Annotated in this window: 20 protein-coding genes; 9 read left to right on the top strand and 11 right to left on the bottom strand. The window is 76.8% G+C overall.

The features are described from left to right. The first annotated feature begins 90 nt into the window (after positions 1-90). The gene (locus tag MF406_RS06810; protein ID WP_242897193.1) at positions 91-1,776 is read left to right on the top strand and encodes a ribonuclease J; all 1,686 of its coding nucleotides are present in this window, start codon (positions 91-93) and stop codon (positions 1,774-1,776) included. 68 nt (positions 1,777-1,844) lie between these two features. Here the strand turns inward: MF406_RS06810 and MF406_RS06815 are convergent, their stop codons facing one another. After that, positions 1,845-2,441: a TetR-like C-terminal domain-containing protein gene (locus MF406_RS06815; protein WP_242897194.1), complete on the bottom strand. Its 597-nt coding sequence runs from the start codon at positions 2,439-2,441 to the stop codon at positions 1,845-1,847. Between the two features lie 94 nt (positions 2,442-2,535). Here MF406_RS06815 and MF406_RS06820 point away from each other — a divergent pair, with 94 nt between their 5' ends. Continuing rightward, on the top strand, positions 2,536-2,946 hold the full coding sequence (locus tag MF406_RS06820; RefSeq protein ID WP_242897195.1) for a hypothetical protein: 411 nt from the start codon (positions 2,536-2,538) through the stop codon (positions 2,944-2,946). Between the two features lie 131 nt (positions 2,947-3,077). After that, entirely contained in the window at positions 3,078-5,837 is a 2,760-nt protein-coding gene (locus tag MF406_RS06825) for a DNA translocase FtsK (protein WP_242897196.1), read from the top strand. An 89-nt stretch (positions 5,838-5,926) separates the two neighbouring features. Here MF406_RS06825 and MF406_RS06830 read toward each other — a convergent pair whose 3' ends face one another. Next, a complete protein-coding gene (locus tag MF406_RS06830) occupies positions 5,927-7,222 on the bottom strand; it encodes a CapA family protein (RefSeq protein ID WP_242897197.1) in 1,296 nt (431 codons plus the stop codon). A 224-nt stretch (positions 7,223-7,446) separates the two neighbouring features. On the opposite strand from MF406_RS06830, the gene pgsA reads away from it, so the two are divergent. The 3 genes from pgsA (at position 7,447) to MF406_RS06845 (ending at position 9,295) form a co-directional block, all read left to right on the top strand. Next, complete coding sequence (pgsA, locus tag MF406_RS06835) at positions 7,447-8,103, top strand: CDP-diacylglycerol--glycerol-3-phosphate 3-phosphatidyltransferase (protein ID WP_242897198.1); 657 nt, start codon at positions 7,447-7,449, stop codon at positions 8,101-8,103. Between the two features lie 130 nt (positions 8,104-8,233). Then, positions 8,234-8,704 carry a CinA family protein gene (locus MF406_RS06840; RefSeq protein WP_242897715.1) on the top strand — a complete coding sequence of 157 codons (471 nt, stop codon included), beginning with the start codon at positions 8,234-8,236 and terminating at the stop codon, positions 8,702-8,704. A gap of 285 nt (positions 8,705-8,989) precedes the next feature. Next, on the top strand, positions 8,990-9,295 hold the full coding sequence (locus MF406_RS06845) for a helix-turn-helix domain-containing protein (protein WP_242897199.1): 306 nt from the start codon (positions 8,990-8,992) through the stop codon (positions 9,293-9,295). A 174-nt stretch (positions 9,296-9,469) separates the two neighbouring features. Here the strand turns inward: MF406_RS06845 and MF406_RS06850 are convergent, their stop codons facing one another. The 5 genes from MF406_RS06850 to MF406_RS06870 form a co-directional block, all read right to left on the bottom strand. After that, a complete protein-coding gene (locus tag MF406_RS06850) occupies positions 9,470-10,288 on the bottom strand; it encodes an Fpg/Nei family DNA glycosylase (protein WP_242897200.1) in 819 nt (272 codons plus the stop codon). Then, a complete protein-coding gene (locus MF406_RS06855) occupies positions 10,281-11,525 on the bottom strand; it encodes an MFS transporter (protein WP_242897201.1) in 1,245 nt (414 codons plus the stop codon). Before MF406_RS06855 ends, MF406_RS06850 begins: the two co-directional genes overlap by 8 nt. After that, positions 11,522-12,199, bottom strand: coding sequence for a helix-turn-helix domain-containing protein (locus tag MF406_RS06860; protein WP_242897202.1), 678 nt, complete (start codon positions 12,197-12,199; stop codon positions 11,522-11,524). The genes MF406_RS06855 and MF406_RS06860 overlap by 4 nt, the downstream gene beginning before the upstream one ends. Before the next feature lie 82 nt (positions 12,200-12,281). Then, positions 12,282-13,103, bottom strand: coding sequence for a hydrolase (locus MF406_RS06865; protein ID WP_242897203.1), 822 nt, complete (start codon positions 13,101-13,103; stop codon positions 12,282-12,284). Then, positions 13,100-18,208, bottom strand: a complete 5,109-nt coding sequence (locus MF406_RS06870; protein ID WP_242897204.1) for a DEAD/DEAH box helicase — start codon at positions 18,206-18,208, stop codon at positions 13,100-13,102. The genes MF406_RS06865 and MF406_RS06870 overlap by 4 nt, the downstream gene beginning before the upstream one ends. Before the next feature lie 130 nt (positions 18,209-18,338). Here MF406_RS06870 and MF406_RS06875 point away from each other — a divergent pair, with 130 nt between their 5' ends. From MF406_RS06875 to MF406_RS06885, 3 genes are all read left to right on the top strand, one after another. Next, positions 18,339-18,572, top strand: coding sequence for a DUF3046 domain-containing protein (locus MF406_RS06875; RefSeq protein ID WP_242897205.1), 234 nt, complete (start codon positions 18,339-18,341; stop codon positions 18,570-18,572). A gap of 298 nt (positions 18,573-18,870) precedes the next feature. After that, positions 18,871-19,941 carry a recombinase RecA gene (recA, locus tag MF406_RS06880; RefSeq protein ID WP_242897206.1) on the top strand — a complete coding sequence of 357 codons (1,071 nt, stop codon included), beginning with the start codon at positions 18,871-18,873 and terminating at the stop codon, positions 19,939-19,941. Next, positions 19,941-20,525 carry a regulatory protein RecX gene (locus MF406_RS06885; protein ID WP_242897207.1) on the top strand — a complete coding sequence of 195 codons (585 nt, stop codon included), beginning with the start codon at positions 19,941-19,943 and terminating at the stop codon, positions 20,523-20,525. The genes recA and MF406_RS06885 overlap by 1 nt, the downstream gene beginning before the upstream one ends. 124 nt (positions 20,526-20,649) lie before the next feature. On the opposite strand, the gene MF406_RS06890 is transcribed toward MF406_RS06885, so the two are convergent. The 4 genes from MF406_RS06890 to MF406_RS06905 form a co-directional block, all read right to left on the bottom strand. Further along, positions 20,650-21,507: an amino acid ABC transporter permease gene (locus MF406_RS06890; protein WP_242897208.1), complete on the bottom strand. Its 858-nt coding sequence runs from the start codon at positions 21,505-21,507 to the stop codon at positions 20,650-20,652. Next, the gene (locus MF406_RS06895; RefSeq protein WP_242897209.1) at positions 21,504-22,208 is read right to left on the bottom strand and encodes an amino acid ABC transporter permease; all 705 of its coding nucleotides are present in this window, start codon (positions 22,206-22,208) and stop codon (positions 21,504-21,506) included. Before MF406_RS06895 ends, MF406_RS06890 begins: the two co-directional genes overlap by 4 nt. Positions 22,209-22,382: 174 nt before the next feature. Then, on the bottom strand, positions 22,383-23,267 hold the full coding sequence (locus MF406_RS06900; RefSeq protein ID WP_242897210.1) for a glutamate ABC transporter substrate-binding protein: 885 nt from the start codon (positions 23,265-23,267) through the stop codon (positions 22,383-22,385). A gap of 30 nt (positions 23,268-23,297) precedes the next feature. Continuing rightward, positions 23,298-24,083 (bottom strand): amino acid ABC transporter ATP-binding protein, encoded by a 786-nt coding sequence (locus MF406_RS06905; protein WP_242897211.1) that lies wholly within the window; start codon positions 24,081-24,083, stop codon positions 23,298-23,300. Positions 24,084-24,195 lie beyond the last annotated feature (112 nt).

The following is a 24,195-nucleotide window of genomic DNA, read 5'->3' on the forward strand; positions in this document are numbered from 1 at the left end:
TCCCCGCCAGCCCGCGCAGGTGGCGGGCGAGACACGGCGCACGGCCGGACGCACGGCCGGCCCCCGCCGTCGGGCTGGCAAGATGTCTCCGTGAGTCATCCCCACCCTGACCTGACGACGCCCGGCCCGATCCCGCAGAACGGCCTGCGGGTGGTCCCGCTCGGCGGGCTCGGCGAGGTCGGTCGCAACATGACCGTCTTCGAGCACGCCGGCCGGCTCCTCATCGTCGACTGCGGCGTCCTGTTCCCCGAGGACCACCAGCCCGGCGTCGACCTCATCCTCCCCGACTTCGACTACCTCACCGGCCGGCTGCAGGACGTCGAGGCCGTCGTCCTGACCCACGGCCACGAGGACCACATCGGCGCCGTGCCCTACCTGCTGCGGCTGCGGCCCGACATCCCCATCCTCGGCTCCCAGCTCACCCTCGCCTTCGTCGAGGCCAAGCTCAAGGAGCACCGGCTCAACCCCGTCACCCGGGTGGTCCGCGAGGGCCAGACCGCGCAGGTCGGCCCGTTCGGGCTGGAGTTCGTGGCCGTTAACCACTCCATCCCCGACGCCCTCGCCGTGATGATCCGCACCCCGGCCGGCAACGTGCTGCACACCGGCGACTTCAAGATGGACCAGCTCCCGCTGGACCACCGCATCACCGACCTGCGCGCCTTCGCCCGCCTCGGCGAGGAGGGTGTGGACCTGTTCCTGGTCGACTCCACCAACGCCGAGGTGCCCGGCTTCACCGCCCCCGAGCGGGACATCGGCCCGGTCCTGGACTCGGTGTTCGCCCAGGCCACCGGCAAGATCGTGGTGGCCTCCTTCGCCTCCCACGTCCACCGCGTCCAGCAGGTGCTCGACGCCGCCGCGCTGCACGAGCGCAAGGTCGCCCTCGTCGGACGGTCGATGGTGCGGAACATGGGCCTCGCCGCCGACCTCGGCTACCTCCGGGTGCCCCCGGGCACCCTGGTGGACGTCCGGCAGGTCGACGACCTGCCGCCGTCGGAGACCGTGCTGATGGCCACCGGCTCCCAGGGCGAGCCGATGGCGGCGCTGAGCCGCATCGCCAACCGGGACCACCGGGTCTCCGTCGGCCCGGGCGACACGGTGATCTTCGCCTCCTCCCTCATCCCCGGCAACGAGAACTCCGTCTACCGGGTGATCAACGGGCTGATGCGGCTCGGCGCCAAGGTGGTCCACCAGGGCAACGCCCGGGTGCACGTCTCCGGGCATGCCAGCGCCGGGGAGCTGCTCTACTGCTACAACGTCGTCCGGCCCCGCAACGTCATGCCGGTGCACGGCGAGGTGCGCCACCTGGTCGCCAACGGCGCCCTGGCGGTGGCCACCGGCGTGCCGGCCGAGCGGGTGGTGCTCGCCGAGGACGGCGTCGTCGTCGACCTGGTCGGCGGCCGGGCCCGGATCGCCGGCGCGGTGCCCTGCGGGTACGTCTACGTCGACGGCTCCTCGGTCGGGGAGATCACCGACGCCGAGCTGAAGGACCGCCGGATCCTGGGCGAGGAGGGCTTCATCTCCATCTTCGCCGTGGTGGACAGCGCCACCGGGAAGGTGATCACCGGCCCGCACATCCAGGCCCGCGGCATGGCCGAGGACGACTCGGTCTTCGACGCGATCCTGCCCGAGGTGACGTCCGCGCTGACCGAGGTGGTCGGCCGCGGCAACGCCGACACCCACCAGATGCAGCAGGCCATGCGCCGCGTCGTGGGCCGGTGGACGGCCAAGCGGCTGCGGCGCAGCCCGATGATCATCCCTACGGTCATCGAGGCCTGACCCAGGCGCCGCCGAGTTCGGCGGCGAGGAACGAGCGCCGCCGAGGCCGGGTCGCGGACGGCCGGCCGTCAGGCGCGCGGCCCGAGCCTCGGCTCGCCGCGCAGCGCAGCGACGTAGGCCCGGGCCCGCTCCTCGGGCGAGCCGGGCAGCAGCCCGGCGAGCTCGAGGCTGACGAGGCCGTGCGCCAGGGCCCACAGCCGCACCGCCACCGCGTCGGCCTCGCCGCCCTCGGCGGCCGTTGCCCGGACGACAGCGTCGCGCAGCACCGCGAAGGTCGGCGCGGCGACGCCCCGGCGCGGGTCGTCCCGGGCACCCGCCCCGGCCCGGCCGCCGGCCGGGGCGAACATCACCCGGTAGAAGTGCGGGTTCTCGACGGCGTTGGCCCGGTAGGCCACCCCCAGGGCGAGCAGGTCGGCCCACGGGTCGTCCGAGCGCGGCGCGGCGTCGAGGTAGGCGGCGAACCGCCGGAACCCCTCCTCGACGACGGCCTCGACGAGGGCCTCCCGCCCGCCGAACAGCGTGTAGACGGCGGCCGTCGTCGTGCCCGCGGCCGTCGCCACCGACCGCAGCGACAGCGCCGCCGGCCCACCCGCCGCCAGCGCGGCGGACGCCGCCTCTAGGAGCCGGACGCGCAGCGCGTCGTCGTGGGTGCGGGGACGGGGCACCTCCGCATCGTAGGGCCTTGCCACGAGTTCTGTGACGCTGTTAGATAACAGTGTCACAAAACAGGCTCCGTCCTCTCACCCCTGGAGGCCCGCCGTGCTCGAGCTCTCCGAAGCGGCGACCTCGACGGCAGGCGCCGCCGTCCTCGCCGGCACCGCGGTCACCAGCGGCGGCTACTTCCTCACCCGGGTCGTGCGCGGGGAGGTTGCGGTCACCGCCTTCCAGATGTCCTTCTACCGGGCCGGGCACGCGCACGCGGGCGTCCTGATCGTCCTCGGGCTGGTCTGCCTGCTGCTGACCGAGGCGACCGCCCTGGCCGGGGCCTGGCAGTGGCTGGCCCGCACCGGCGTGCTCGTCGCGGCGATCCTCATGCCGGCCGGCTTCTTCCTGTCGGCGACCGGCCGGGAGCGCACCCGGCCGAACCGGCTCGTGGTGCTCCTGTGGCTCGGTGCCGCGTTCCTGATCGCCGGGCTCGCCACCCTCGGCGTCGGCCTGCTGACGGCCTAACCGCCGGGTTGCCGGCTCCCCGGGAGCCGGAAGGCCCGGGCTGGGGGCGGCCGAGCGGGGACGGTCCGCGCCGGACGACGGCCGCGCGCCGCCGGGGCAGATCGGGCCGCGGGCGCTACGGTGGGGACACCATGGCTACCCGTACGACTTCCCCCGGACGGTCGGCCTCGACGGCACGTGGCGCCACCGCCCGCGGCTCCCGCGGCGGACCCCCGCGTGGTGGCGGGCGCCCACCTGCTCAGCCGCGCCCCAGGCGCCGGGCGCTGCCGGTGCGCCTGGCCCGCGGCCTGTGGCTGGGCGCCGCGCACGTCGTCGGCGGCACGGCCCGCAGCGTCGGCTCCGGCGCCCGGGGCCTCGACCCCGCGCTGCGCCGCGACGGGCTGGCCTTCCTCCTCCTCGCCCTCGCCGTCGTCGTCGCGCTGCGCGAGTGGTTCGGCCTGTCCGGCGCCGCCGGCGACGTCATCCACCACGTCTCGGCCGGCGGCGTCGGCGTGCTCGGCGTGCTGCTCCCGCTGGTCCTGGTCGCCCTGGCGGTCCGGCTCATGCGCCACCCCGAGCGGACGCAGACCAACGCGCGTGTCACCGTCGGGCTGGTCGGCCTGGCCGCCGCGGTCTGCGGCCTGGTCCACCTCGCCGCCGGGACCCCCGACCCGCGCGTCAGCCTCGCGGCGGTGGAGGCCGCCGGCGGCCTGCTCGGCTGGCTCGTCGGCACCCCGCTGGCCGTCCTGCTCTCCCCCTGGGGGGCGGTCCCCCTCCTGGTCCTGCTCGGTGTCTTCGCCGTGCTCGTGCTCACCGCGACGCCGGTCGCGGCCGTGCCGGCCCGGCTGCGCGCGGCAGGGGCGTGGCTCCTCGGCCGGCCGCCGGCCGCCGCGGAGGACGGTGCCGAGGCGCCCACCGAGGTCGTGGCCGCCGACGGCGCCCACCGTCCCCCGCCGCCGCGCCGGCGCCGCCGCACGCCGCGCGCCACCGGCGCGACCGCCGTCGTCCCCGGCGAGTACGCCGCGGACGAGGCCTTCGCCTCCCCGCACGAGCGGGCGGCCGCCGAGGCTGGCGCCGCGACCGGCGGACCGGCCGGGGCGGGCGGGACCGGCCCGGCCGACGGCGCGGCGTCCGACGGCGGCCCGGGCGACGGCCCTGCCGGGCTCCGCGCGGGCGCGGCCGACGGCCACGGGCCGGCCGACGGCCCCGCCGGCGCCGACCTCGCCGCGCCGCCCACCCAGCCGCTGCCGGCCCGCGCCGAGCAGCTCGAGCTCGCGCCGGACGTCATCTACACCCTCCCCGCCGACGACGTGCTCATCAAGGGCGCCCCGCACAAGGTCCGCTCGGCCGTCAACGACCGCGTCGTCGACGCCCTCACCCAGGTCCTCACCGAGTTCGCGGTGGACGCCAAGGTCACCGGCTTCTCCCGGGGCCCGACGGTGACCCGTTACGAGCTCGAGCTCGGCCCGGGGGTGAAGGTCGAGCGGATCACCGCGCTGAGCAAGAACATCGCCTACGCCGTCGCCAGCGCCGACGTGCGGATCCTCTCGCCCATTCCGGGCAAGTCCGCGATCGGGGTGGAGATCCCCAACGCCGACCGGGAGACCGTGGCCCTGGGCGACGTGCTGCGCTCCGCCGTCGCCCGCCGCACCGAGCACCCGCTGGTGGTGGGCGTGGGCAAGGACGTCGAGGGCGGCTACGTCGTGGCCAACCTCGCGCGGATGCCGCACCTGCTGGTGGCCGGCGCCACCGGAGCGGGCAAGTCCAGCTTCGTCAACTCCATGATCACCTCGATCATGATGCGGGCCACCCCCGAGGAGGTCCGGATGATCCTGGTGGACCCCAAGCGGGTGGAGCTGACCATCTACCAGGGCATCCCGCACCTGATCACGCCCATCATCACCAGCCCCAAGAAGGCCGCCGAGGCCCTGGAGTGGGTGGTGCGGGAGATGGACGCCCGCTACGACGACCTGTCCACCTTCGGCTTCAAGCACATCGACGACTTCAACGCCGCCGTGCGGTCCGGGAAGGTCAAGCCGCTGCCCGGCAGCGAGCGGACCCTGGCGCCCTACCCCTACCTGCTGGTCATCGTCGACGAGCTCGCCGACCTGATGATGGTCGCCCCCCGTGACGTCGAGGCCTCCATCCAGCGCATCACCCAGCTCGCCCGCGCCGCCGGCATCCACCTCGTGCTCGCCACCCAGCGGCCCTCGGTGGACGTGGTCACCGGCCTGATCAAGGCGAACGTGCCCTCCCGGCTGGCGTTCGCGACGTCGTCCCTGGCCGATTCCCGGGTCGTGCTGGACCAGCCCGGCGCGGAGAAGCTTATCGGCCAGGGCGACGCCCTCTTCCTGCCGATGGGCTCGGCCAAGCCGATGCGCGTGCAGGGCGCCTGGGTCACCGAGTCCGAGATCCACGCCGTCGTCGACCACGTCAAGGCCCAGCTCCAGCCCACCTACCGCGAGGACGTCACCGCCCCGACCGCCAAGAAGCAGATCGACGAGGACATCGGGGACGACCTCGACCTGCTGCTGCAGGCCGCCGAGCTCGTCGTGACCACCCAGTTCGGCTCCACCTCGATGCTCCAGCGCAAGCTCCGGGTCGGCTTCGCCAAGGCCGGCCGGCTGATGGACCTGCTGGAGTCCCGCGAGATCGTCGGCCCCTCGGAGGGGTCCAAGGCCCGCGACGTCCTCGTCCAGCCCGACGACCTGCCCGCCACCCTGGCCGTGCTCCGCGGCGAGGACCCGCCGGCCGGCGACGGCGACGGCCCCTACGACGTCGAGCAGGAGCCCGCCGAGGTCCGGCCCCCCGCGGCCGACCCCTACGCCGACGGCGTCGCCGGGCACCTGCCGGCGGTCGCCGAGGAGGCCGAGGACGACGACGAGGACGCCTGGCACCTCACCGGTCGCTGACCGGGACGCTCGGGGGACGCCGCCGGTATCACCCGCCGGTGGCCGCCGGCATCACCCAGGCGGGGAGACCGCCAGTGCCGGCGACCGCATCACCCGCCGGCGCGCGGGACCGGCACCGGCTCCGGACCGGTGGGTTCGGGCGCCGTCGTCCGCTCGGGGGTGCCCATCACCTCCGCGACCCGCGCCGCCCGGGCGGCGAGCGTCTCCTCGTCCAGGGTCAGCGGCGCCGGTCGGGGTCCGGCGAGGAGCTCGTGGAGCGGGTAGACCCGCAGCCCCCCGGCGCGGTCGACGGTCACGGCGGTCCAGCCCGCCTCGCTGACCCGGGCCGGGCCGTCGGCCGGGACGACGACGGTGGCGGTGGTCATGGTGCCCGTCGCGGTCTCCATCGTGCAGCACTCCGCGTCCTGGTTGGACAGGAAGTTCCCCATCGACCACGCCACCCACATGCCTTCCCCGCCGGGCCCGCCCGGCAGCTCCTCGACGGGCTGGGGGACGTGGGAGTGGTTGCCGAGGACGAGGTCCACCTGCCCGGACGCGGCGAGCCGGTCGGCGATGGCCGTCTGCTCCGCGGTCGGGGCGTGGACGTACTCGGTGCCCCAGTGCAGGCTCGCGACCACCAGGTCCGCACCGGCCGCGCGCGCCGCGCGGGCCTGGTCGACCAGGGCCGCCGGGTCGGTGCTGACCGCCCAGGGTGCCGACGGCGGCGCCGGGCCCCCGTTGATCAGCGTCGTCGCCGCGAGGTGCGCGACGACGACGCTCCGCCCGCCCCGCTCCAGCGTGTACAGCTGCGGCGCGGCCGCCTCCGCGGGCGACCGGGCCGTCCCGACGTGCCCCAGGCCCGCGGCGTCCAGCACGTCGAGGGTGTGCGTCACGCCGGCCAGCCCCCGGTCCAGGGCGTGGTTGGTCGCGGTGGTGCACCCGTCCCAGCCGAGGTCGGCCAGGCCGGTGACCAACTCGGCCGGCGCCCCGAAGCTGGGGTAGGCGGTGACCGGCTCCCCGGGCGGGGCGAGCGGGGCCTCCAGCGAGCACAGCGCCAGGTCGGCCCCGCCGCTCCACTCAGCGGTGCCGGCCATCAGCGGGGCGAAGTCGTAGGAGCCGTCCGGCCGGGCGGCGGCGCCGTTCACGGCGCCGTGCGGGAGGACGTCGCCGGCGGACAGGATCGTCAGCTCCACCGGTCCGTCGTCGCCGGGCGGTGCCGGGGTGGGCGGGTCGGTCTCCGGGCGGTCGGTCGGCGCCGACGGCGGCTGCCCGCCGGCGCCCCCGGGCTCCGCCGGGCCGCAGCCCAGTGCCGTGCCGCCCGCTGCCAGGAGCGCGAGCGCCGCGACGGTGCGGCGGCCGGCCGGGAAGTGGCCGTCCCGGCGTCGGGGCCGGCTGGTGGCTGCCATGCCCGGAGGGTAGACGGTCGGACGGGCCGGGCCTGCGGGACGGCGGGCCGCGGCGGGAGCCGGCCGCCCGGTGAACGCCGTCGGCGGGAGCCGCGCCCGCACGCGCCCGCGGGAGCTTTTCGCCGTACGCGCCTGCCCCGCGGGAGCCTCCCGCCGTGCGCGCCCGGCCCGGCGGGCGGTGCATCGCCGGGGCCGCACCAGGGCCCCGGCCGTAAGGTGACCCTGTGACGCCCGACCCCGCCGCGACGCCGGCCACCGGCCGGCCCGCCGTGCCCCTGTGGAACATCGCCAACGCCCTGACGATGGTCCGCATCGTGCTCGTGCCGGTCTTCGTCGTCCTCTTCCTCCAGGACACCGACACCGCCCGGCTGTGGGCAGCGGTGGTCTTCGCCGTCGCCGCCGCCACCGACAAGCTCGACGGCTACCTCGCCCGCAGCCGGGGGCTGGTCACCGACTTCGGCAAGCTGGCCGACCCGGTGGCCGACAAGGCGCTCGTCATCGCCGCCCTCCTCGTCCTGTCCGCGGCCGGGCTGCTGTGGTGGTGGGTGACGGTGGTCATCATCGTCCGCGAGCTGGCCATCACCGCGCTGCGGTCCTACCTCCGGCGCCGCGGCTACGTCATGGCCGCCAGCCGCGGCGGCAAGCTCAAGACCTCCCTCCAGGTCCTCTTCATCCTCCTGCTGCTGGTCCCGTGGTCCGGGTTCGTCCCCAGCGGGGTGGCCGACGCCATCTCGGCGGTGGCGCTCGTCGTCGTGCTCCTCGCGCTCGCGGTCACCGTCCTGACCGCCGCGGACTACGCCGCCAAGGCCGCCCGGATCGTCCGCGCCCAGCAGGCCGACGGCGCCGGCCCGCGGCGTGGCCCCGGCGGCCGGGCCCGATGAGCCCGGACCGGTGACCCGGCCGTCCGCGGTGACTCCCGCCCCGTCCGGCCGCCCCGCCCCGTCCGGCCGCCCCGCCGCGGTCCGGCCGGCCCGACCGGGCCGTCCCGCCGGCGGGGACCTCGCCGGCCGGCTGCTCGCCCGGCTCCGCGCCGACGGCGCCACCCTGGCCGTGGCGGAGTCCCTCACCGGCGGGCAGCTGTGCGCCGCGCTGGTGGCCGTGCCCGGCGCCTCCGCCGTCCTGCGCGGGGCCGTCGTCGCCTACGCCACCGACGTCAAGGCGGACGTCCTGGGGGTCGACGCCGGCCTGCTGGCCCGGCACGGCCCGGTCCACCCCGAGGTCGCGGCCCAGCTCGCCGACGGCGTCGCCCGCCTCCTCGGCGCCAGCCACGCGCTCGCCACGACCGGGGTGGCCGGCCCCGGCCCGGCCGACGGCCAGCCCGCCGGCACCGTGCACGTGGCCGCCCGCGGCCCGGGCGCCCACCGCACCCGCAGCCTCCGGCTGGCCGGCACCCGCCCGGCCGTCCGGTCCGCCGCCACCGCCGCCGCGCTGGCGCTCCTGGGCGCCCTGCTCGGGGAACAGGCCGGGCCGGCGCGGCGTTGACCTCACTGACGGCCCCGACCCCATGGGGCCACGACCGCCCCGGTCCCCGGGGCCACCGACGAGGCGAGGACCACCATCGCGTACCAGTACCGCGGCACGCCTGCCGCACGTGAACGCACCCTGCGGCCCGTGGGCGGCCAGCACACCCGTCCCGGCCGTCCCGACAACCGTTCCAGCCGTCCCGACACCCGTCCCAGCCACACCCCCGCCCGCGCGGCAGGGTACGGTGGTAAGGCATCGTCCAGAAGCGCAGCGTCCAGCCGGTCAGGGGAGGAGGGCACCGAGATGATCCTGCTTCGCCGCGAGCTCGGCGACGTGCTCCGTGACGCTCGTCAGCGTCAGGGTCGCACGCTGCGCGAGGTGTCCTCCGCGGCCCGGGTGTCCCTGGGCTACCTCAGCGAGGTCGAGCGCGGGCAGAAGGAGGCCTCCTCCGAGCTGCTCGCCGCCATCTGCGAGGCCCTGAACGTCCCGCTCAGCTTCGTCCTGCGGGCCGCCTCGGACCGCATCGCCGTCGCCGAGGGCGTGCTCGTCCCCGACACCGTCCCGGACGACCTGGTGCGCCGCGAGCGTGCCCTGGCCGAGGTCAGCTGACCGCGTTCCACCCTGCCACCACGAGGCCCGGACCGTACGGTCCGGGCCTCGTTCCGTCTCCCGGGGCGTCACCGGGTCAGCGGCGCCGGCTCCTGCCCGGGGCGTCAGGGTCCGGACGCACCCGTTCTCGCCGGGGCCGTCGCGGTCCGGACTTACCCGCTCTCGCAGGGGCCGTCACGGTTCCGGCCGCGCCGGTCTCCCCGGCCGCTGACAGGCGGGGCAGTAGAAGACCTGCCGCGGCCGGGGTGGTCCGGTCGTCCCGCGGACGACCGGGGTGCCGCACCGCGGGCACGGCCGGCGCTCCCGGCCGTGCACCTGACTCGTCCGCCGCAGGTCCCCGGTCGCCGTCGGCGTGCGGGCCGCCACCGAGCGGAGCATGAGGCGGCGGGCGGTGCGCAGCAGGTCCGCCGCCTGCCCGCCGAGCTCCCCGGCGGGCGTCCAGGGCCAGAGCCGGTGCGCCCAGAGCGTCTCGGCGGTGTAGATGGTGCCCAGCCCCGCCACCACCCGCTGGTCCAGCAGCGCCTCGGCGACCGGCCGGGCCCCCTGGCCGCGGAGCCGCTCGGCGGCGGCGTCGGCGTCGAAGCCGGGGGCGAGCACGTCCGGGCCGAGGTGGCCGAGGAGCCGGTCCTCCTCGCTGGTCCGGACCAGGTCCATGAGCCCCAGGTCGATCCCGAGGCAGGTCCACGCCGGCGTCGCGAGGACCGCCCGGACCTGCGGGGACCGGTCGGCCCGGCACCGCCCGGCGGGCGCGAGGTCACCGGTGCGCAGCACCTGCCAGCGGCCCTCCATCCGCAGGTGGGTGTGCAGGGTGCGGCCGTCGGTGAGCCGGGTCAGCAGGTGCTTGCCGTGGGTCCCGTGCCCGCGCACGCCGACCCCGGCCAGGTCCGTGCCGCCGAGGTCGGGCCAGCGCAGCTCGCCGCGGACCAGGCGCTGGCCGGCCAGGGCCGCGTCCAGCCGGCGGGCCACCCGCAGCACGATGTCCCCCTCAGGCACCGGCCGGCTCCGGGCGCCGGGCCTGCCGCCAGGCCGGCAGGTACAGCGGCGCGCCGAGGGCGAGGACGACGGCGGCGAGCGCCATCGCGACCGGGACCGAGGCGCCGTCGGCCACCGCCGTCAGGACGACCAGCCCGAGCGAGCCGGCCGGCTGGCTGACCATCGAGTTCAGCGACAGCACGGTCGCCCGCTGCCCGGCCCCAACCTGCCGGTGCAGCAGCGTCATGTGCGCCGGGTTCGCCGCCCCGTGCACCACGTAGCACGCCAGGTAGGCGGTCACCACACCCACCACCCCGCCGAGCAGCCCGATGCCCAGCACGGTCACCCCCTGCACGACCCGCAGCAGCGCGGCGGCCGGGGCCAGCCCCAGCCGGCGGCCCAGCCAGGGCAGCACCGTCGCCCCGGCCGCCGACGCCAGCCAGGCCGCCGAGCTCGCCGGGCCGGTGACCGCCGCGGCGGCCTGCGCCCCGTCGAGGACCTCGGCGAGCCGGACCGGGGTGAGGCTCTCGAAGGCGACCATCCCGAAGCCCCAGGTGAGCTCGACCGCGACCAGGGCGAGCAGCACCCGGTTGTGCCGCAGCAGCTTCACGCCGTCCAGGACCGCCCGGGGCGTCTGGCCGGCCGAGCGCCACACGGCCCGCAGCCCGGTGCTCGGCGGGGTCTCGGTCATGAGCGCAACGATGCCGACCAGGCCGAGCACCTGCAGGGCGAGGGCGGCCGCCACCGGCGCGGCGAGCGCGTCCACCGCTGGGAGCGGGTCCAGCGCGACGGCCCCGCCGCCGGCCAGCGCCCCGGCGGCGATGGCGACGCCGAGCACGACGCCCTGCAGGCTCAGCCCCTTCTCGATCGGTGCCGCCGGGTCGGCCGCGTGCACGGCGTCGACGTACCAGGCCTCCAGCGGGCCGCTGTCCAGCGCGCGGTGCACCCCCTTCAGCACCCCGACGGCGGCGAAGCCGGCGACGGTGTCGGCGGTGAGCAGGAGCGCGCAGGCGCCGGTGCCCACCGCGGCCGCCAGGAGCAGGACCCGGCGCCGGCCGACGGAGTCCGCCAGGCCGCCGGTCGGCAGCTCGAGGAGCAGGACGACGACGCCCTGCAGCGAGGCCGTCAGGCCGACCTCGGTCAGGCTCAGCCCGCGGTCCAGCGGCAGCAGGACCATGACCGGGATGAGCAGGCCGACCGGCAGCCAGCGCAGCGCGGTCAGGACGAGGAACCGGCGGGTCGCCGCGGCGGCGGTCACGGCGCGCCGCCGGCGGTGTCGGGATAGGTGTGCAGGTAGACGAAGACCCGCCGGGCGCCGGGGGCAGCGGGGTCCTCGGCGCGGTACCGCTCGACCAGGGCGACGACCTCGGCCTGCAGGGCGGCCAGCCGGTCCGGGGGCAGGGTCACCGCGAGGTCGGACACGCCGGCCACGTCCCGCCACGGCAGCGGCCACTCGTGCGCGACGGCGTGCCAGGCGGCGGCCCGCTCGGTGAACTGCCGGAAGTACTCGTCCTTCAGCCACTCGGTGGCGGCCTCGGCGTCGGGGTCCCCGGCGACGTCGGTGAGGTGGAAGGAGTGCATCTCGTGCACCGCGCGCCACCACCGCTCCCGCCCGGTGCCGCCGCCGGTCTCCACCACCAGCCCGACGGCGGCGAGCTGGCGCAGGTGGTAGCTCGTCGCCCCGGTGTTGGTGCCCAGCCGCCGGGCCAGCGCCGTCGCCGTCGCCGGCCCGTCCAGCCGCAGCGCGCCGAGCAGCCGGGTGCGCAGCGGGTGGGCGAGCACCCGCAGGGCCTTGGCGTCCAGCCGGGTCCGGGCGAGGGCGTGGCTGGCGGCGGTGTCGCCGCCGCCGGCCGGGGCGGTGGGCTCGGCCGGCGTCCCGCCCGCGCTCGTGCGCCCGGCGGGTCCGGCGGGGGTGTCGTCGGGGACGGCCATGGCATGCACAGTAGTTGTGCACAGAAGTTGTGTAAAGAGTCTGCCGGGGGACCAGGTTGCGGCCGCCGGGCCAGTCAGGTCGTCAGGTCTCCTGGTCGTGGTCGCCGCGGACCCAGGCGATGTGCCGGTCGGCGGACCGGCGGACGGCGGCGCGGGCGCCGGCCGGGACGGTGCCGCCGAAGTTGCCGTAGAGCCGGTCGAAGGCGAGCGCCGTCACGGCGCCGGCCACCCGGTCCACCACGGCGGCGGAGAGCGGGATCTTGTTGGGGTAGCTGCGCATGAAGCCCACGGTCGCCCGGTCCGGGTTGGGCGCCACGGTGTCCCCGGAGAGCAGCACCCCGCGCCCGTCCGCCCCGGCCGGCCACAGGGCGACGGCGCTGCCCGGGAAGTGCCCGCCGACCTGGTGCAGGGTGACGCCGGGCAGCGGACGGGCCACCGTGGCCCAGGTCCGCACGGCCCGGTCCGGGCGGGCGAGCCACCCGGCGTCGGCCTCGTTGACGAGGACCTCCGCCCCGCCCAGCGCGCGGCTCCACTCCACCTGCACGCCAAACATGTGTGGGTGGCTCACCGCGACCGCGACAACCGGGCCGAGCGCGGTCACCGCCGCCACGACGTCGTCGTCGAGGTAGCCGGTGGGGTCCCACAGCAGGTTCCCGGCCGGGGTGCGCACGAGCAGGGCCTGCTGCCCGATGCCGACCTCGGGGGCGACGGTGATCCCGAACAGGTCCGGCTCGAGCTCGTGCACCTCGGCCCGGTGCCCGCCGGCCAGCTCGGCCAGGGTGGTCCACGCCTGGCCCGACGCCGGCACCCACTGGCGCTCGTCGGCGCAGATGCGGCATACCTCCGGGGGCTCCGAAGTGTCCGCGTGCTCGACGGCGCAGGTGCGGCAGATCCAGACGGTCATGGGGCGATGCTGCCACGGGCGCCGACCGGCGCGGCGCGCAGCCGCAGCCCGCGCGGCGTCGGTCCGAAGCCGGCCGCCCGCAGCACCCCGCCGAGCGGGTCGGCACTGTCCAGCGCCGGGGCACCGTCGATCCGGCGCACCGTCAACGGCCCGAGCGCCCCGCTGGCGGCCACCGTGGCCAGCGCCGCGGCCGCCGGGGCGAGCAGGGACTCGGCCCGGGTGAAGGACAGCAGCGTCCGGCCGCCCCGCTCCACGTACAGCACCAGGGCGCCGTCGACCAGGACGACGACGGCGCCGGCCTTGCGGCCGGGCCGGTGGCCCTCCCCGGCCACTGCGGGCGGCCAGCCCAGGGCCGCCCCATAGGCGTTGGCCGGGTCGGTCGCCGCCAGCAGGTCCACCCGGGGACCGCCGGGGGAGTGGGGGGCCGCACCGGGGGCGGGGTAGCGGGCGCCGCCGGGCCCGGCGGGTCCGGGTGACGGCCCGGCCCCGTCGGGCCAGCCGTCCGGGCTCCACGTCCCGTCGTCCAGGTCGGCACTGCCGCCGGCCGGGCCGGCCGCACCGATCTCGGCGCCGTCGTCAACCGGCCCCCGGGCGCTCAGCGCCGCCGCGTCCGCCCGCAGCCGGTCGACCACCTCGGGGAGGGCGAACTGGGCCCCGCCGAGGCCCTCGACCAGGTACCCGCGGCGGACCTGGCCGGACTCCTCCAGCCGGCGCAGCACCTGGTAGGCGGCCCCGAACCCGCCGGGCAGGTCCTCCAGCCCGGCGGCGCCGCGGACCAGCACCCCGTGCCGCTCGAGCAGGGCCGCCGTCGCCGCCGTCACCCGCTGCGTCCGGGCTTCGGTGTCGGCGGCCAGCGCCGCGGCCGCCGCCGGGTCCAGGCCGGGGCGGACGAGGGACCACCGGCCCACGGCCGCGGGCAGGTTCACCGCGGCACGCGGCCGGGCCCCGGCGAGGGCCGGCCGGGACAGGGCGGCCCGGCGCAGCCCGGCGCCGGGGCGGGTGGAGCGCGGCCGCGCCGCCGCGGGGCGGGTGGCGTGGGTGGGCCGCCCCCCGCCCAGGCGGGCCCGGACCGGGGCGAGGGTGTCGTTGGTGACCCAGCCGGCCCAGACCAGGTCCCACAGCGCCTGCAGCACCTGCTCGACGTCGGCCGGCCCGGCGGGGGCGTCACCGGCATCGCCCGGGGCGGGGGGCGTGCCGCCCCCAACATCCCCCGGGCCGCCGTCGGGCACGAGCTCGCGGAAGAACCGGCCGCCGCCGGCCAGCGCGCCGAGCAGGTGGCGGTGCAGCCCGGAGCGCACCGCGGCGGCGTCGGGCAGCGGGGCCAGCTCGGCCACCGCGTCGGCCGGCAGCAGGGTGAGGACCCCGTCCACCCCGGGCAGGGCGCCGCCGCCGACCCAGACCACCTCCCCCGAGCTGGTGAGCTCGTCGAGCAGCCCCGGCTGGTACCCGGCCACCCGGGCCGGCAGCAGCAGCGACTCCAGCGCGGAGGCGGGCACGAGCGCGCCGGCGAGCTGGTCCACCACGGTGAGCACCCCGTCCGGGCCGCGCAGGTCCGGCCGGGCGCCCACAGGGGCGACGTGCTGCCAGCGCGGGGTGAAGACCCCGAGGGTGCGGGCCGGGACCGGCTCGACCTCCCGGCGCAGGTGCGCCAGGGACCGGCGCCGGACCCGGCGCAGCACCTCGGCGTCGCAGAGCTGGGGGCCGCCGTCGTCCGGGGTGAGCCGGCCCTGGACCAGCGCCCCGGCGTGGACCAGCGCGGCCAGCACCGCCTGCACCGCGCCGGGCGCCAGCCCGAACCGGGCGGCGACGTCGGCCGGGCGGAACGGGCCGTGCGTGCGGGCGTGCCGGCGGACCAGGTCGGCCAGCGGGTCGGGCACCGGCGCCAGGACGGCCTCGGGCAGCCCGACCGGCAGGGCGGTGCCCAGGGCGTCGCGCAGCCGGGCGGCGTCCTCCACCACCGCCCACTGCTCCGTCCCGGCCACCCGGACCGCCATCACCCGGCGCTGGGCGGCGAGGTCCGCCAGCCAGCTGCCCACCGCTGCCGGGTCGCTCGCCCGCGCGGCCAGGTCGGCCGCCGGCAGCGGGCCGAGCCGGCGGACCAGGTCGACCAGACCCTCGGCGTCCCGGGCGCGGCTGGCGGGGGTACGCAGCCCCACCTCCTCGGCCACCTCGGCGACGGCGGCCGGGTCCAGCAGGTCGGCCAGGTCCCCCAGGTCGGTGCCGACGAGCTCGGCGAGCATCGCCGGGTCCAGGGTCAGGGCGGCGGCGCGCCGCTCGGCCAGCGGGGCGTCGCCGTCGTAGAGGAACTGGGCGACGTACCCCATCAGCAGGGAGCGGGCGAACGGCGACGGCGCCTGGGTGGCGACCTCCACCACCGCCACCTCCCGGGCGGCCACCCGGCGCATGAGGTCGGTCAGGGCCGGGACGTCGAAGTCGTCCTGCAGGCACTCGCGCACCGCCTCCAGCACGATCGGGAAGTCCTGGTGCTGGGCGGCGACGCCGAGGAGCTGGGCGGCCCGGTGGCGCTGCTGCCACAGCGGCTGGCGCCGGTCCGGGCGCCGCCGGGGCAGCAGCAGCGCCCGGGCCGCCGCCTCCCGGAACCGGGCCGCGAAGTGCGCGGACCCGGTCAGGGCCGCGGCGACGGCGCCGGTCACGTCCCCGGGGTCCAGGAGCAGGTCGGCGGCCTCGACCGGCGCCCCCTCGGTGTCGGTGCCGGGCAGCCGCAGCACGATGCCGTCGTCGCTCGGGGCGGCGTTGACGTCCATCCCGGTGGCCTCGCCCAGCCGGGCGGCGAGGACCATCGCCCACGGGGCGTGCACCCGGGCGCCGTAGGGGGAGTGCAGGACGAGGCGCCAGTCGCCCAGCTCGTCCCGGAAGCGCTCCACCACCAGGGTGTTGTCGTCCGGGAGGTAGCCGGTGGCGGCGCGCTGCTCGGTGAGGTAGGCGACGGCGTTGTCGGTGGCCCAGCCGTCCAGCCCGGCGCCGGCCAGGCGGGCCGCGGCGCCGCCGTCGTCCAGATGCGCGGCGAGCTCGCGGGTGGTGGCGCCCAGCGCCCGGCCCAGCTCGGCGGGCCGGCCGGGGCTGTCCCCCTTCCAGAACGGCAGCCGCCCGGGCTGGCCCGGGGCGGGGGAGACGAGCACCCGGTCCGGGGTGATCTCCTCGATCCGCCAGGTGCTGGTGCCCAGGGTGAAGGTGTCCCCGACCCGGGACTCGTAGACCATCTCCTCGTCCAGCTCCCCGACCCGCCGGCCGGCGCCGCGGGCCCCGGCGGTGACCGCGGCGTCCTCGCCGCCCGCGAGGTAGACCCCGTACAGCCCCCGGTCCGGGATGGTGCCGCCGGAGGTCACCGCCAGGCGCAGCGCGCCGGGCCGGGCGCGCAGGGTCCCGGCGCCCCGGTCCCACACGATCCGCGGGCGCAGCTCGGCGAAGTCCTCGCTCGGGTAGCGCCCGGCGAGCATGTCCAGCACGGCGGTCAGCGACCGCTCGCCCAGCCCGGCGAACGGCGTCGCCCGGCGGACCAGCGCGGCCAGGTCCGCCACCGCCAGGTCCTCCATCGCGAGCATCGCGACGACCTGCTGGGCCAGGACGTCCAGCGGGTTGGCCGGGACCCGGACCTCCTCGATCAGCCCGGCGCGGGAGCGCTCGGCGGTGACCGTGGCCGGCAGCAGCTCCCCGCGGTAGGTCGGCAGCACCACCCCGTGCGAGCGGGCGCCCACCTGGTGCCCGGCACGGCCGACCCGCTGCAGCGTCGAGGCCACCGACGGCGGCGCCCCGACCTGGACCACGAGGTCGACGGCGCCCATGTCGATCCCCAGCTCGAGGGAGGAGGTGGCGACGACGGCCCGCAGCTGCCCGCTCTTGAGGGCGGACTCGGTGCGCACCCGCTCCTCCCGGCTCATCGAGCCGTGGTGGGCGCGGGCGACCGCCTCGGCGGGCAGCGCGGTGCCGGACTGCCCGGGGGCCTGCGCCGGCCACGCCGCGCCGTCGTCGAGGACGGCGACGGCGCCGCCCTGCCGGGCCGCGAAGGCCTCGTTGATCCGGGCGGTCAGCCGCTCGGCGGCGCGCCGGGAGTTGGTGAAGACCAGGGTGGAGCGGTGCGCGGCGAGCAGGTCGACCACCCGCTCGGTCACGTGCGGCCACACCGACGGGCCGCGCTGGTCCGGCGGCGCCCCGGCGGCGTCGCCGGACAGGTCGGGGCTGGCCGCGAGGTCCGGCCCGGCGGCGCCGTCCGGCCCGGCACCGGCACCGTCTCCGGCGCCGTCCGCTCCGACGCCGTCCGGCCCGGCGCCGTTTGCCCCGGCGTCGTCGGCGGGCAGGTCCGGCCCGGCCGCCGGGCCCCGGCGCGGCAGCGGGGTGGCGGCCGGGTCGGTCAGGTCCGCCACCGGGACGACGACGTCGATCGCGAGGTCCTTGGCCGCCGCCGGCTCCACCACCCGGACCGGCCGGCCGCCGTCGGCAACCGGCCGCTGCCCGGCGAGGTAGGACGCCACCGCCGGCACCGGCCGGACGGTGGCGGACAGCCCGACCCGCTGGGCCGGGGCGGGCAGCAGGGCGTCGAGCCGCTCGAGGGACAGGGCGAGGTGCGCCCCGCGCTTGGTGCCGGCCAGGGCGTGGATCTCGTCGACGATGACGGTGCCCACCCCGCGCAGGCCGGCCCGGGCGGCCGAGGTGAGGACGAGGTAGAGGGACTCGGGGGTGGTGATCAGGATGTCCGGCGGGTGCGCGGCCAGCCGGCGCCGCTCGCTCGCCGGGGTGTCCCCGGTGCGCACCCCCACTCGCAGGCCGGGCACCGGCGTGCCGAGCCGGTCCGCGGCGCGGGTGATGCCCACGAGCGGGGAGCGGAGGTTGCGCTCGACGTCCGCGGCGAGGGCCTTGAGCGGGGAGACGTAGAGCACCCGGCACCGCTCGGCGTCCGGCGGCAGCGGGGCGGTGAGCATCTGGTCCACGGCCCACAGGAACGCCGCGAGGGTCTTGCCCGACCCGGTCGGGGCGACGACCAGGGCGTGCTCGCCGGAGGCGATCGCGTCCCACGCGCCCTCCTGGGCCGGCGTCGGCGCGGCGAAGGCGCCGGCGAACCACGCGCGGGTGGGCTCGGAGAACTGCACCCGGCCATTGTGCCGCCGGGGACCGACGCGCCGCGGCCGGCCGACGGCGGGCTGCGCGGGGCCGACGGAGCGGGGCTGGCCGCGGGGAGCACGGGCCCCGCCGCGGCCGCCTGGGTGGCACGCTGGTGGGGTGAAGCACTCGGAGTTCTGGCGGGTCGTGGAGGAGACGTTCGGCCCCGGCTACGGCAGGTCCCTCGCCGAGGACCTCGTGCTGCCCGGCGTCGGCGGCCGGAGCGCGACGGCCGCGCTGGACGCCGGGGTGCCGCCGCGGCAGGTGTGGGACGCCCTGTGCGACGAGATGGACCTCGACGAGCAGGTCCGGTGGCGCTACCGGCAGGACCCCAAGGACCGGCGGCGCAGGTAGGGCACAGGTAGCACGAGGCCTGCCGGGCCGGCGCCGGGGTCCCGCGCCGCCGCCGGATCGGGTCGGTGGCGACGGCGGCCCCGGGCGCCGGCGTGTCGGCCCGGCCGTCGAACGTCCGTTCCCGTAGGCTCATCCACAGGCGACGACGGCGCCGGGGTGTCCACCGCCCCGGCCCCGGATGTCAGTGGTCGGGCATAGCGTCGCCAGCAGGTAGCCGTCCGGGGAGGGCGGGCCCTGCCGAAGACCAGCCCTGACCGAAGGGCCGCCCCCCGCGGCCCCCTGCCGAGAGGTGAGAGACATGTCCGCTCCCGTAGCCGACCGCAGCAAGGCCCTGGAGGCCGCGCTCAGCCAGATCGACCGCCAGTTCGGCAAGGGCTCGATCATGCGCCTGGGGGACGACACCCGGCCCAAGGTCCAGGTCATCCCCACCGGGTCCGTCGCGCTCGACGTCGCGCTTGGCATCGGCGGGCTGCCCCGCGGCCGGGTCATCGAGGTCTACGGCCCGGAGTCCTCGGGCAAGACGACGGTGGCCCTGCACGCCGTCGCCAACGCCCAGCGGGCCGGCGGCATCGCCGGGTTCATCGACGCCGAACACGCGCTGGACCCCGAGTACGCCAAGAAGCTCGGGGTGGACACCGACAACCTGCTCGTCTCCCAGCCCGACACCGGCGAGCAGGCCCTGGAGATCGCGGACATGCTGATCCGCTCCGGGGCGCTGGACATCATCGTCATCGACTCCGTCGCCGCGCTCGTGCCCAAGGCCGAGATCGAGGGGGAGATGGGCGACTCCCACGTGGGCCTGCAGGCGCGCCTGATGTCCCAGGCGCTGCGCAAGATCACCGGCGCCCTGTCCGCCTCGGGCACCACGGCGATCTTCATCAACCAGCTGCGCGAGAAGATCGGGGTGTTCTTCGGCTCCCCGGAGACCACCACCGGCGGCAAGGCGCTGAAGTTCTACGCCTCGGTGCGCCTGGACGTGCGCCGCATCGAGACCCTCAAGGAGGGCTCGGAGCCGGTGGGCAACCGCACCCGGGTCAAGGTGGTCAAGAACAAGATGGCCCCGCCGTTCAAGCAGGCCGAGTTCGACATCCTCTACGGCCAGGGCATCTCCCGGGAGGGCGGGCTCATCGACCTCGGGGTCGAGCACGGCCTGGTGCGCAAGTCCGGCGCCTGGTTCACCTACGGCGGGGACCAGCTCGGGCAGGGCAAGGAGAACGCCCGCCGGTTCCTGCGGGACAACCCCGAGCTCGCCGAGGAGATCGAGACCCGGATCCTCGCCACGATGGGCATCGGCCCGGCCGCCGCGGAGGCGGCCGAGGAGGCCGGCGGGCCGGCGGTGCCCGACGGCGAGGTCCCGGTCGAGTTCTGATGGCGGGCCCGCGCGGGGGCCGGCGCCGCCTGCCCGCCCCGGAGCCGCCCGCCGACGGCGCGGCGGCCCACGACGCCGAGCCCGACGCCGAGCAGGTCGCCCGGACCATCGCCCTGCGCCAGCTCACCGCGGCCCCCCGCAGCCGGGCCCAGCTGGCCGAGGCGATGGCCCGCCGGGACGTCCCGGCGGACGTCGCCACCCGGGTGCTCGACCGGTTCACCGAGGTCGGGCTGGTCGACGACGCCGCCTACGCCGAGATGCTCGTGCGCACCCGGCACGCCGAGCGCGGCCTGGCCCGCCGTGCCCTGGCCGAGGAGCTGCGCCGCCGGGGCATCGACCCCGAGGTGGCCGAGGGCGCCCTGGCGCAGGTCGGCGAGGACGACGAGCTCGCCGCCGCCCGCCGCCTGGCAGAGAAGAAGGCCCGGGCCACCCGCGGGCTGGACGTCCAGGTCCGCCGCCGCCGGCTCGCCGGCGCCCTCGGCCGCAAGGGGTTCGGCGCCGGGGTGGCGATGCGGGTGGTCGAGGAGGTCCTGGCCGCCGAGGCGGCCGACGCGGACGACAGCGCGGCGGACCCGGCGGGGTGAGCCGCCGGCGCGGCCGGTAGCGGGCGGCGGTCGAGCCGCCGGAGAGGGGTAGCGGCCGGCGGCGGGGCCGGGGCGGCCCGGCCGGCGCCTGAGCGGGGGCGGCCGGCGGCCGAGCCGCCCGGGCTCAGTCGCCCTCGACCATCAGGCCCGGGTCGGCCGGCAGGGCCTGGCCGGCGGTGCGCTTGTCCAGCCGCCGCGCCACCCGCTCCGCCGCCCAGGTGAGCGTGTAGTTGATGAGGATGAACACCACCGCCGCCACGATGAGCGCCGGGACGTAGTTCGCGAACGTCGAGCCGACCAGCCGGGCCGAGCGGAGCAGCTCGCTGTAGGTGATGATCGAGCCGAGCGCGGTGTCCTTCAGGATGACCACGAGCTGGCTGATCATCGAGGGCATCATCGCGATGAGGGCCTGGGGCACCTCGACCAGCCGCAGGCTCTGGCCCGGCGTCAGGCCGACGGCGAGGGCGGCCTCCCGCTGCCCGCGCGGCAGGTTCTGCACCCCGGACCGCACCAGCTCGGCGATGACCGAGCCGTTGTACAGCGTCAGCCCGACGACCACGCCGAGGAACGGGGCCTGGCCGGTGGGCACCGCGTCGGTGTAGGCGAAGAACATCCAGAAGAAGATCATCATGATCAGCACCGGCACGGCGCGGAAGAACTCCACGACCACGGTGCTCACCGCCCGGACCGGCGCCAGCCCGGACAGCCGGCCGATGCCGAAGACGAGGCCGAAGACGTTCGCGGCGACGATCGCCACCGCGGCCGCCCGTAGGGTGTTCCACAGGCCGACGAGCAGGTAGTCCACCCACACCGAGCTGGTCAGGAAGACGTCCCACTTGGCCGCGGTGAGCTGGCCCTTGCCGGCCAGCCCCCAGACGACCCAGCCGAGCACGCCGAGCACGACGAGCGCGCCGAGGACGTTGACGACGGCGATCCGCCGGCGGGTGCGCGGGCCGGGGGCGTCGAACAGTGGCGAGCTCATCGGGCGACCCCCAGCCGGCGGGACAGGAACGTGGCGAGCAGCCCGATCGGCAGCACGATGACCACCCAGCCGAGGGCGATCACCAGGAAGATGACGATCCGCAGGTCCGGGCGGAGCTCGAGCATGGTGAGCATCACCCCGGCGGCCTGGGTCACCCCCGCCGCCTGCGCCACGGTGGAGTTCTTGGCCAGCGCGATGAGGGTGTTGCCGAGGGGGGCGATGGCCCCGCGGAGCGCCTGCGGCAGGATGACCAGCCGCATGGACTGGCCGAAGCCCAGGCCGAGCGCGCGGGCCGCCTCCACCTGGCCGGCCGGGACGGTGTTGACGCCCGAGCGCAGCGCCTCGCAGACGAACGCGGCGGTGTAGACCGACAGGCCCAGCACCGCGAGGCGAAAGCTGTTCGCGGTGATGAAGCCGCCGGGCGCGTCCCGCCCGGCGAGGACGACGCCGAGCTGGCCCCACAGCCCGAGCGAGCAGGCCAGGATAATCAGGGTCAGCGGGGTGTTCCGGACGACGTTGACGTAGGCCGCGCCGGCCCACTGCAGGCTCGGTGCGGGGGAGACCCGCATGATCGCCAGCACGGTGCCGATGAGGAACGCGAACACTGCCGAGTACAGCGTCAGGCGGATGTTGACGATGAACGCACCCAGCACGTCGAAGCTGCCGAGCAGCTCGGCGACGTCACCGACGATGCCTCCCATCGGGCCTCCTGGGTCTGGTCCGGCCGACCGCCGCGGGCGGGCGGTCTGCTAGGTCGCCGTCGCGACGGCGGGCGGTCTGGTCAGGCGCCTACGCCGGGCGGCGCGGCCGCACGGACGACGGCGGTGGGCCGGCCGGGTCGGGCCGGTCCACCGCCGTCACGGCTGGGCGGGCGGTCAGGCGCAGGGCTCGACCTCGGGCGGGTTGAGGTCGGCGTTCCACTCGAAGGTGTCCCCGACGTTCTCGGTGAGCAGCTGCTCCCAGGTCCCGTCGTCGATCATCTCGGTGATGGCGGTGTTGACGTCCTCGCAGATGTCGTTGTCCGGCGGCAGGCCGACGCCGTAGTTCTCCTCGGAGAACGGGTTGCCGACCACCTTGAACTGGCCCTCGTACTCGGGCTGGGCGGCGTAGCCGGCGAGGATGACGTCGTCGGTGGTGACCGCGTCGACGGTGCCGGCGCTGAGCAGCTCCACGCACTCGGAGTAGGTCTGGGCCGGGTAGAGCTCGACGCCCTCGGAGTACTCGTCGCGGATCCGCTCGGCCGACGTCGAGCCCTCCACCGAGCACAGCACCTTCCCGTCCAGGGTGTCCGGGCCGGTGATGTCCGTGTTGTCCTGGGCGACCAGCAGGTCCTGGCCGGCGACGAAGTACGGCCCGGCGAACGCCACCTGCTCCTTGCGCTCGTCGGTGATGGAGTAGGTGGCGACGATCATGTCCACCGAGCCGTTCTCCAGCAGCGTCTCGCGCTGGGAGGAGACCGATTCCACGAACTCCACGTCCTCCTCGGCGTACCCGAGCTTCTCCGCGACGTACCGGGCGACGTCGACGTCGAACCCGGTGTACTCCGAGCCCTCCTGCAGGCCCAGGCCGGGCTGGTCGAACTTGATCCCGACGGTCAGGCCGCCCTCGGCGCCCCCGCCGCCGCCCGCCTCGGTGGTCTCGGTGCCGCCGCCGTCGTCCTCGCCGCCGTCGCTCCCGCCGGGCTCGCCGGCCGAGCAGGCGGCCAGCGCCAGGGCGGCGGCCAGGGTCAGGCTTGCACCGGCTGTGCGCATGCCTCGCATGTGTCTCCTTCGGTCGGTCCCCAGCGGGGATCAGTGGCTGAGCAGCTTGGACAGGAAGTCCTTGGCCCGGTCGGACCGGGGGTTGGTGAAGAACTCGTCGGGCGTGGCAGCCTCGACGATCTGGCCGGCGTCCATGAAGATCACCCGGTCGCCGGCCTTGCGCGCGAAGCCCATCTCGTGGGTGACGACCACCATCGTCATCCCGTCCCGGGCCAGGGCGGTCATGACGTCGAGGACCTCGTTGATCATCTCTGGGTCCAGCGCCGAGGTCGGCTCGTCGAAGAGCATGACCTTGGGCTGCATGGCCAGCGCCCGGGCGATGGCGACGCGCTGCTGCTGGCCGCCGGAGAGCTGGGCGGGGTGCTTGGTGGCCTGGTTCGCCACGCCGACCCGCTCCAGCAGCGCCATCGCGCGCTCCCTCGCCTCGGCCGGCTTGACGCCCTTGGCCTTGATCGGGCCGAGGGTGACGTTGTCCAGGATCGTCTTGTGCGCGAAGAGGTTGAAGGACTGGAACACCATCCCGACGTCGGCCCGCAGCCGCGCCAGCTCCTTGCCCTCCGCGGGCAGGTCCTGCCCGTCGATGGTGATCCGGCCGGAGTCGATCGGCTCCAGCCGGTTGATCGCCCGGCACAGGGTGGACTTGCCCGAGCCGGACGGGCCGATCACGACGACGACCTCGCCCCGGCGCACGGTGAGGTTGATGTCCTTGAGCACGTGCAGGTCGCCGAAGTGCTTGTTGACGTCGGCGAGGACGACGAGGTCGCCCCGCTCGTCGGCGCGCTGCCGTGTGGCGGCGCCCACATCGGGTGAGGTCATGGGGGTCAACATAGCCGCACCGTGTTTCCGGCAGGGAACCCGGGCAGGTAACAGTGTGGACACGGCCGACGGCGGGACCCTGGCCGGCGGCCCGGCGCCGCGGGGCCCGGGC

This window comes from Georgenia sp. TF02-10, from assembly GCF_022759505.1.
Taxonomy (GTDB): domain Bacteria; phylum Actinomycetota; class Actinomycetes; order Actinomycetales; family Actinomycetaceae; genus TF02-10.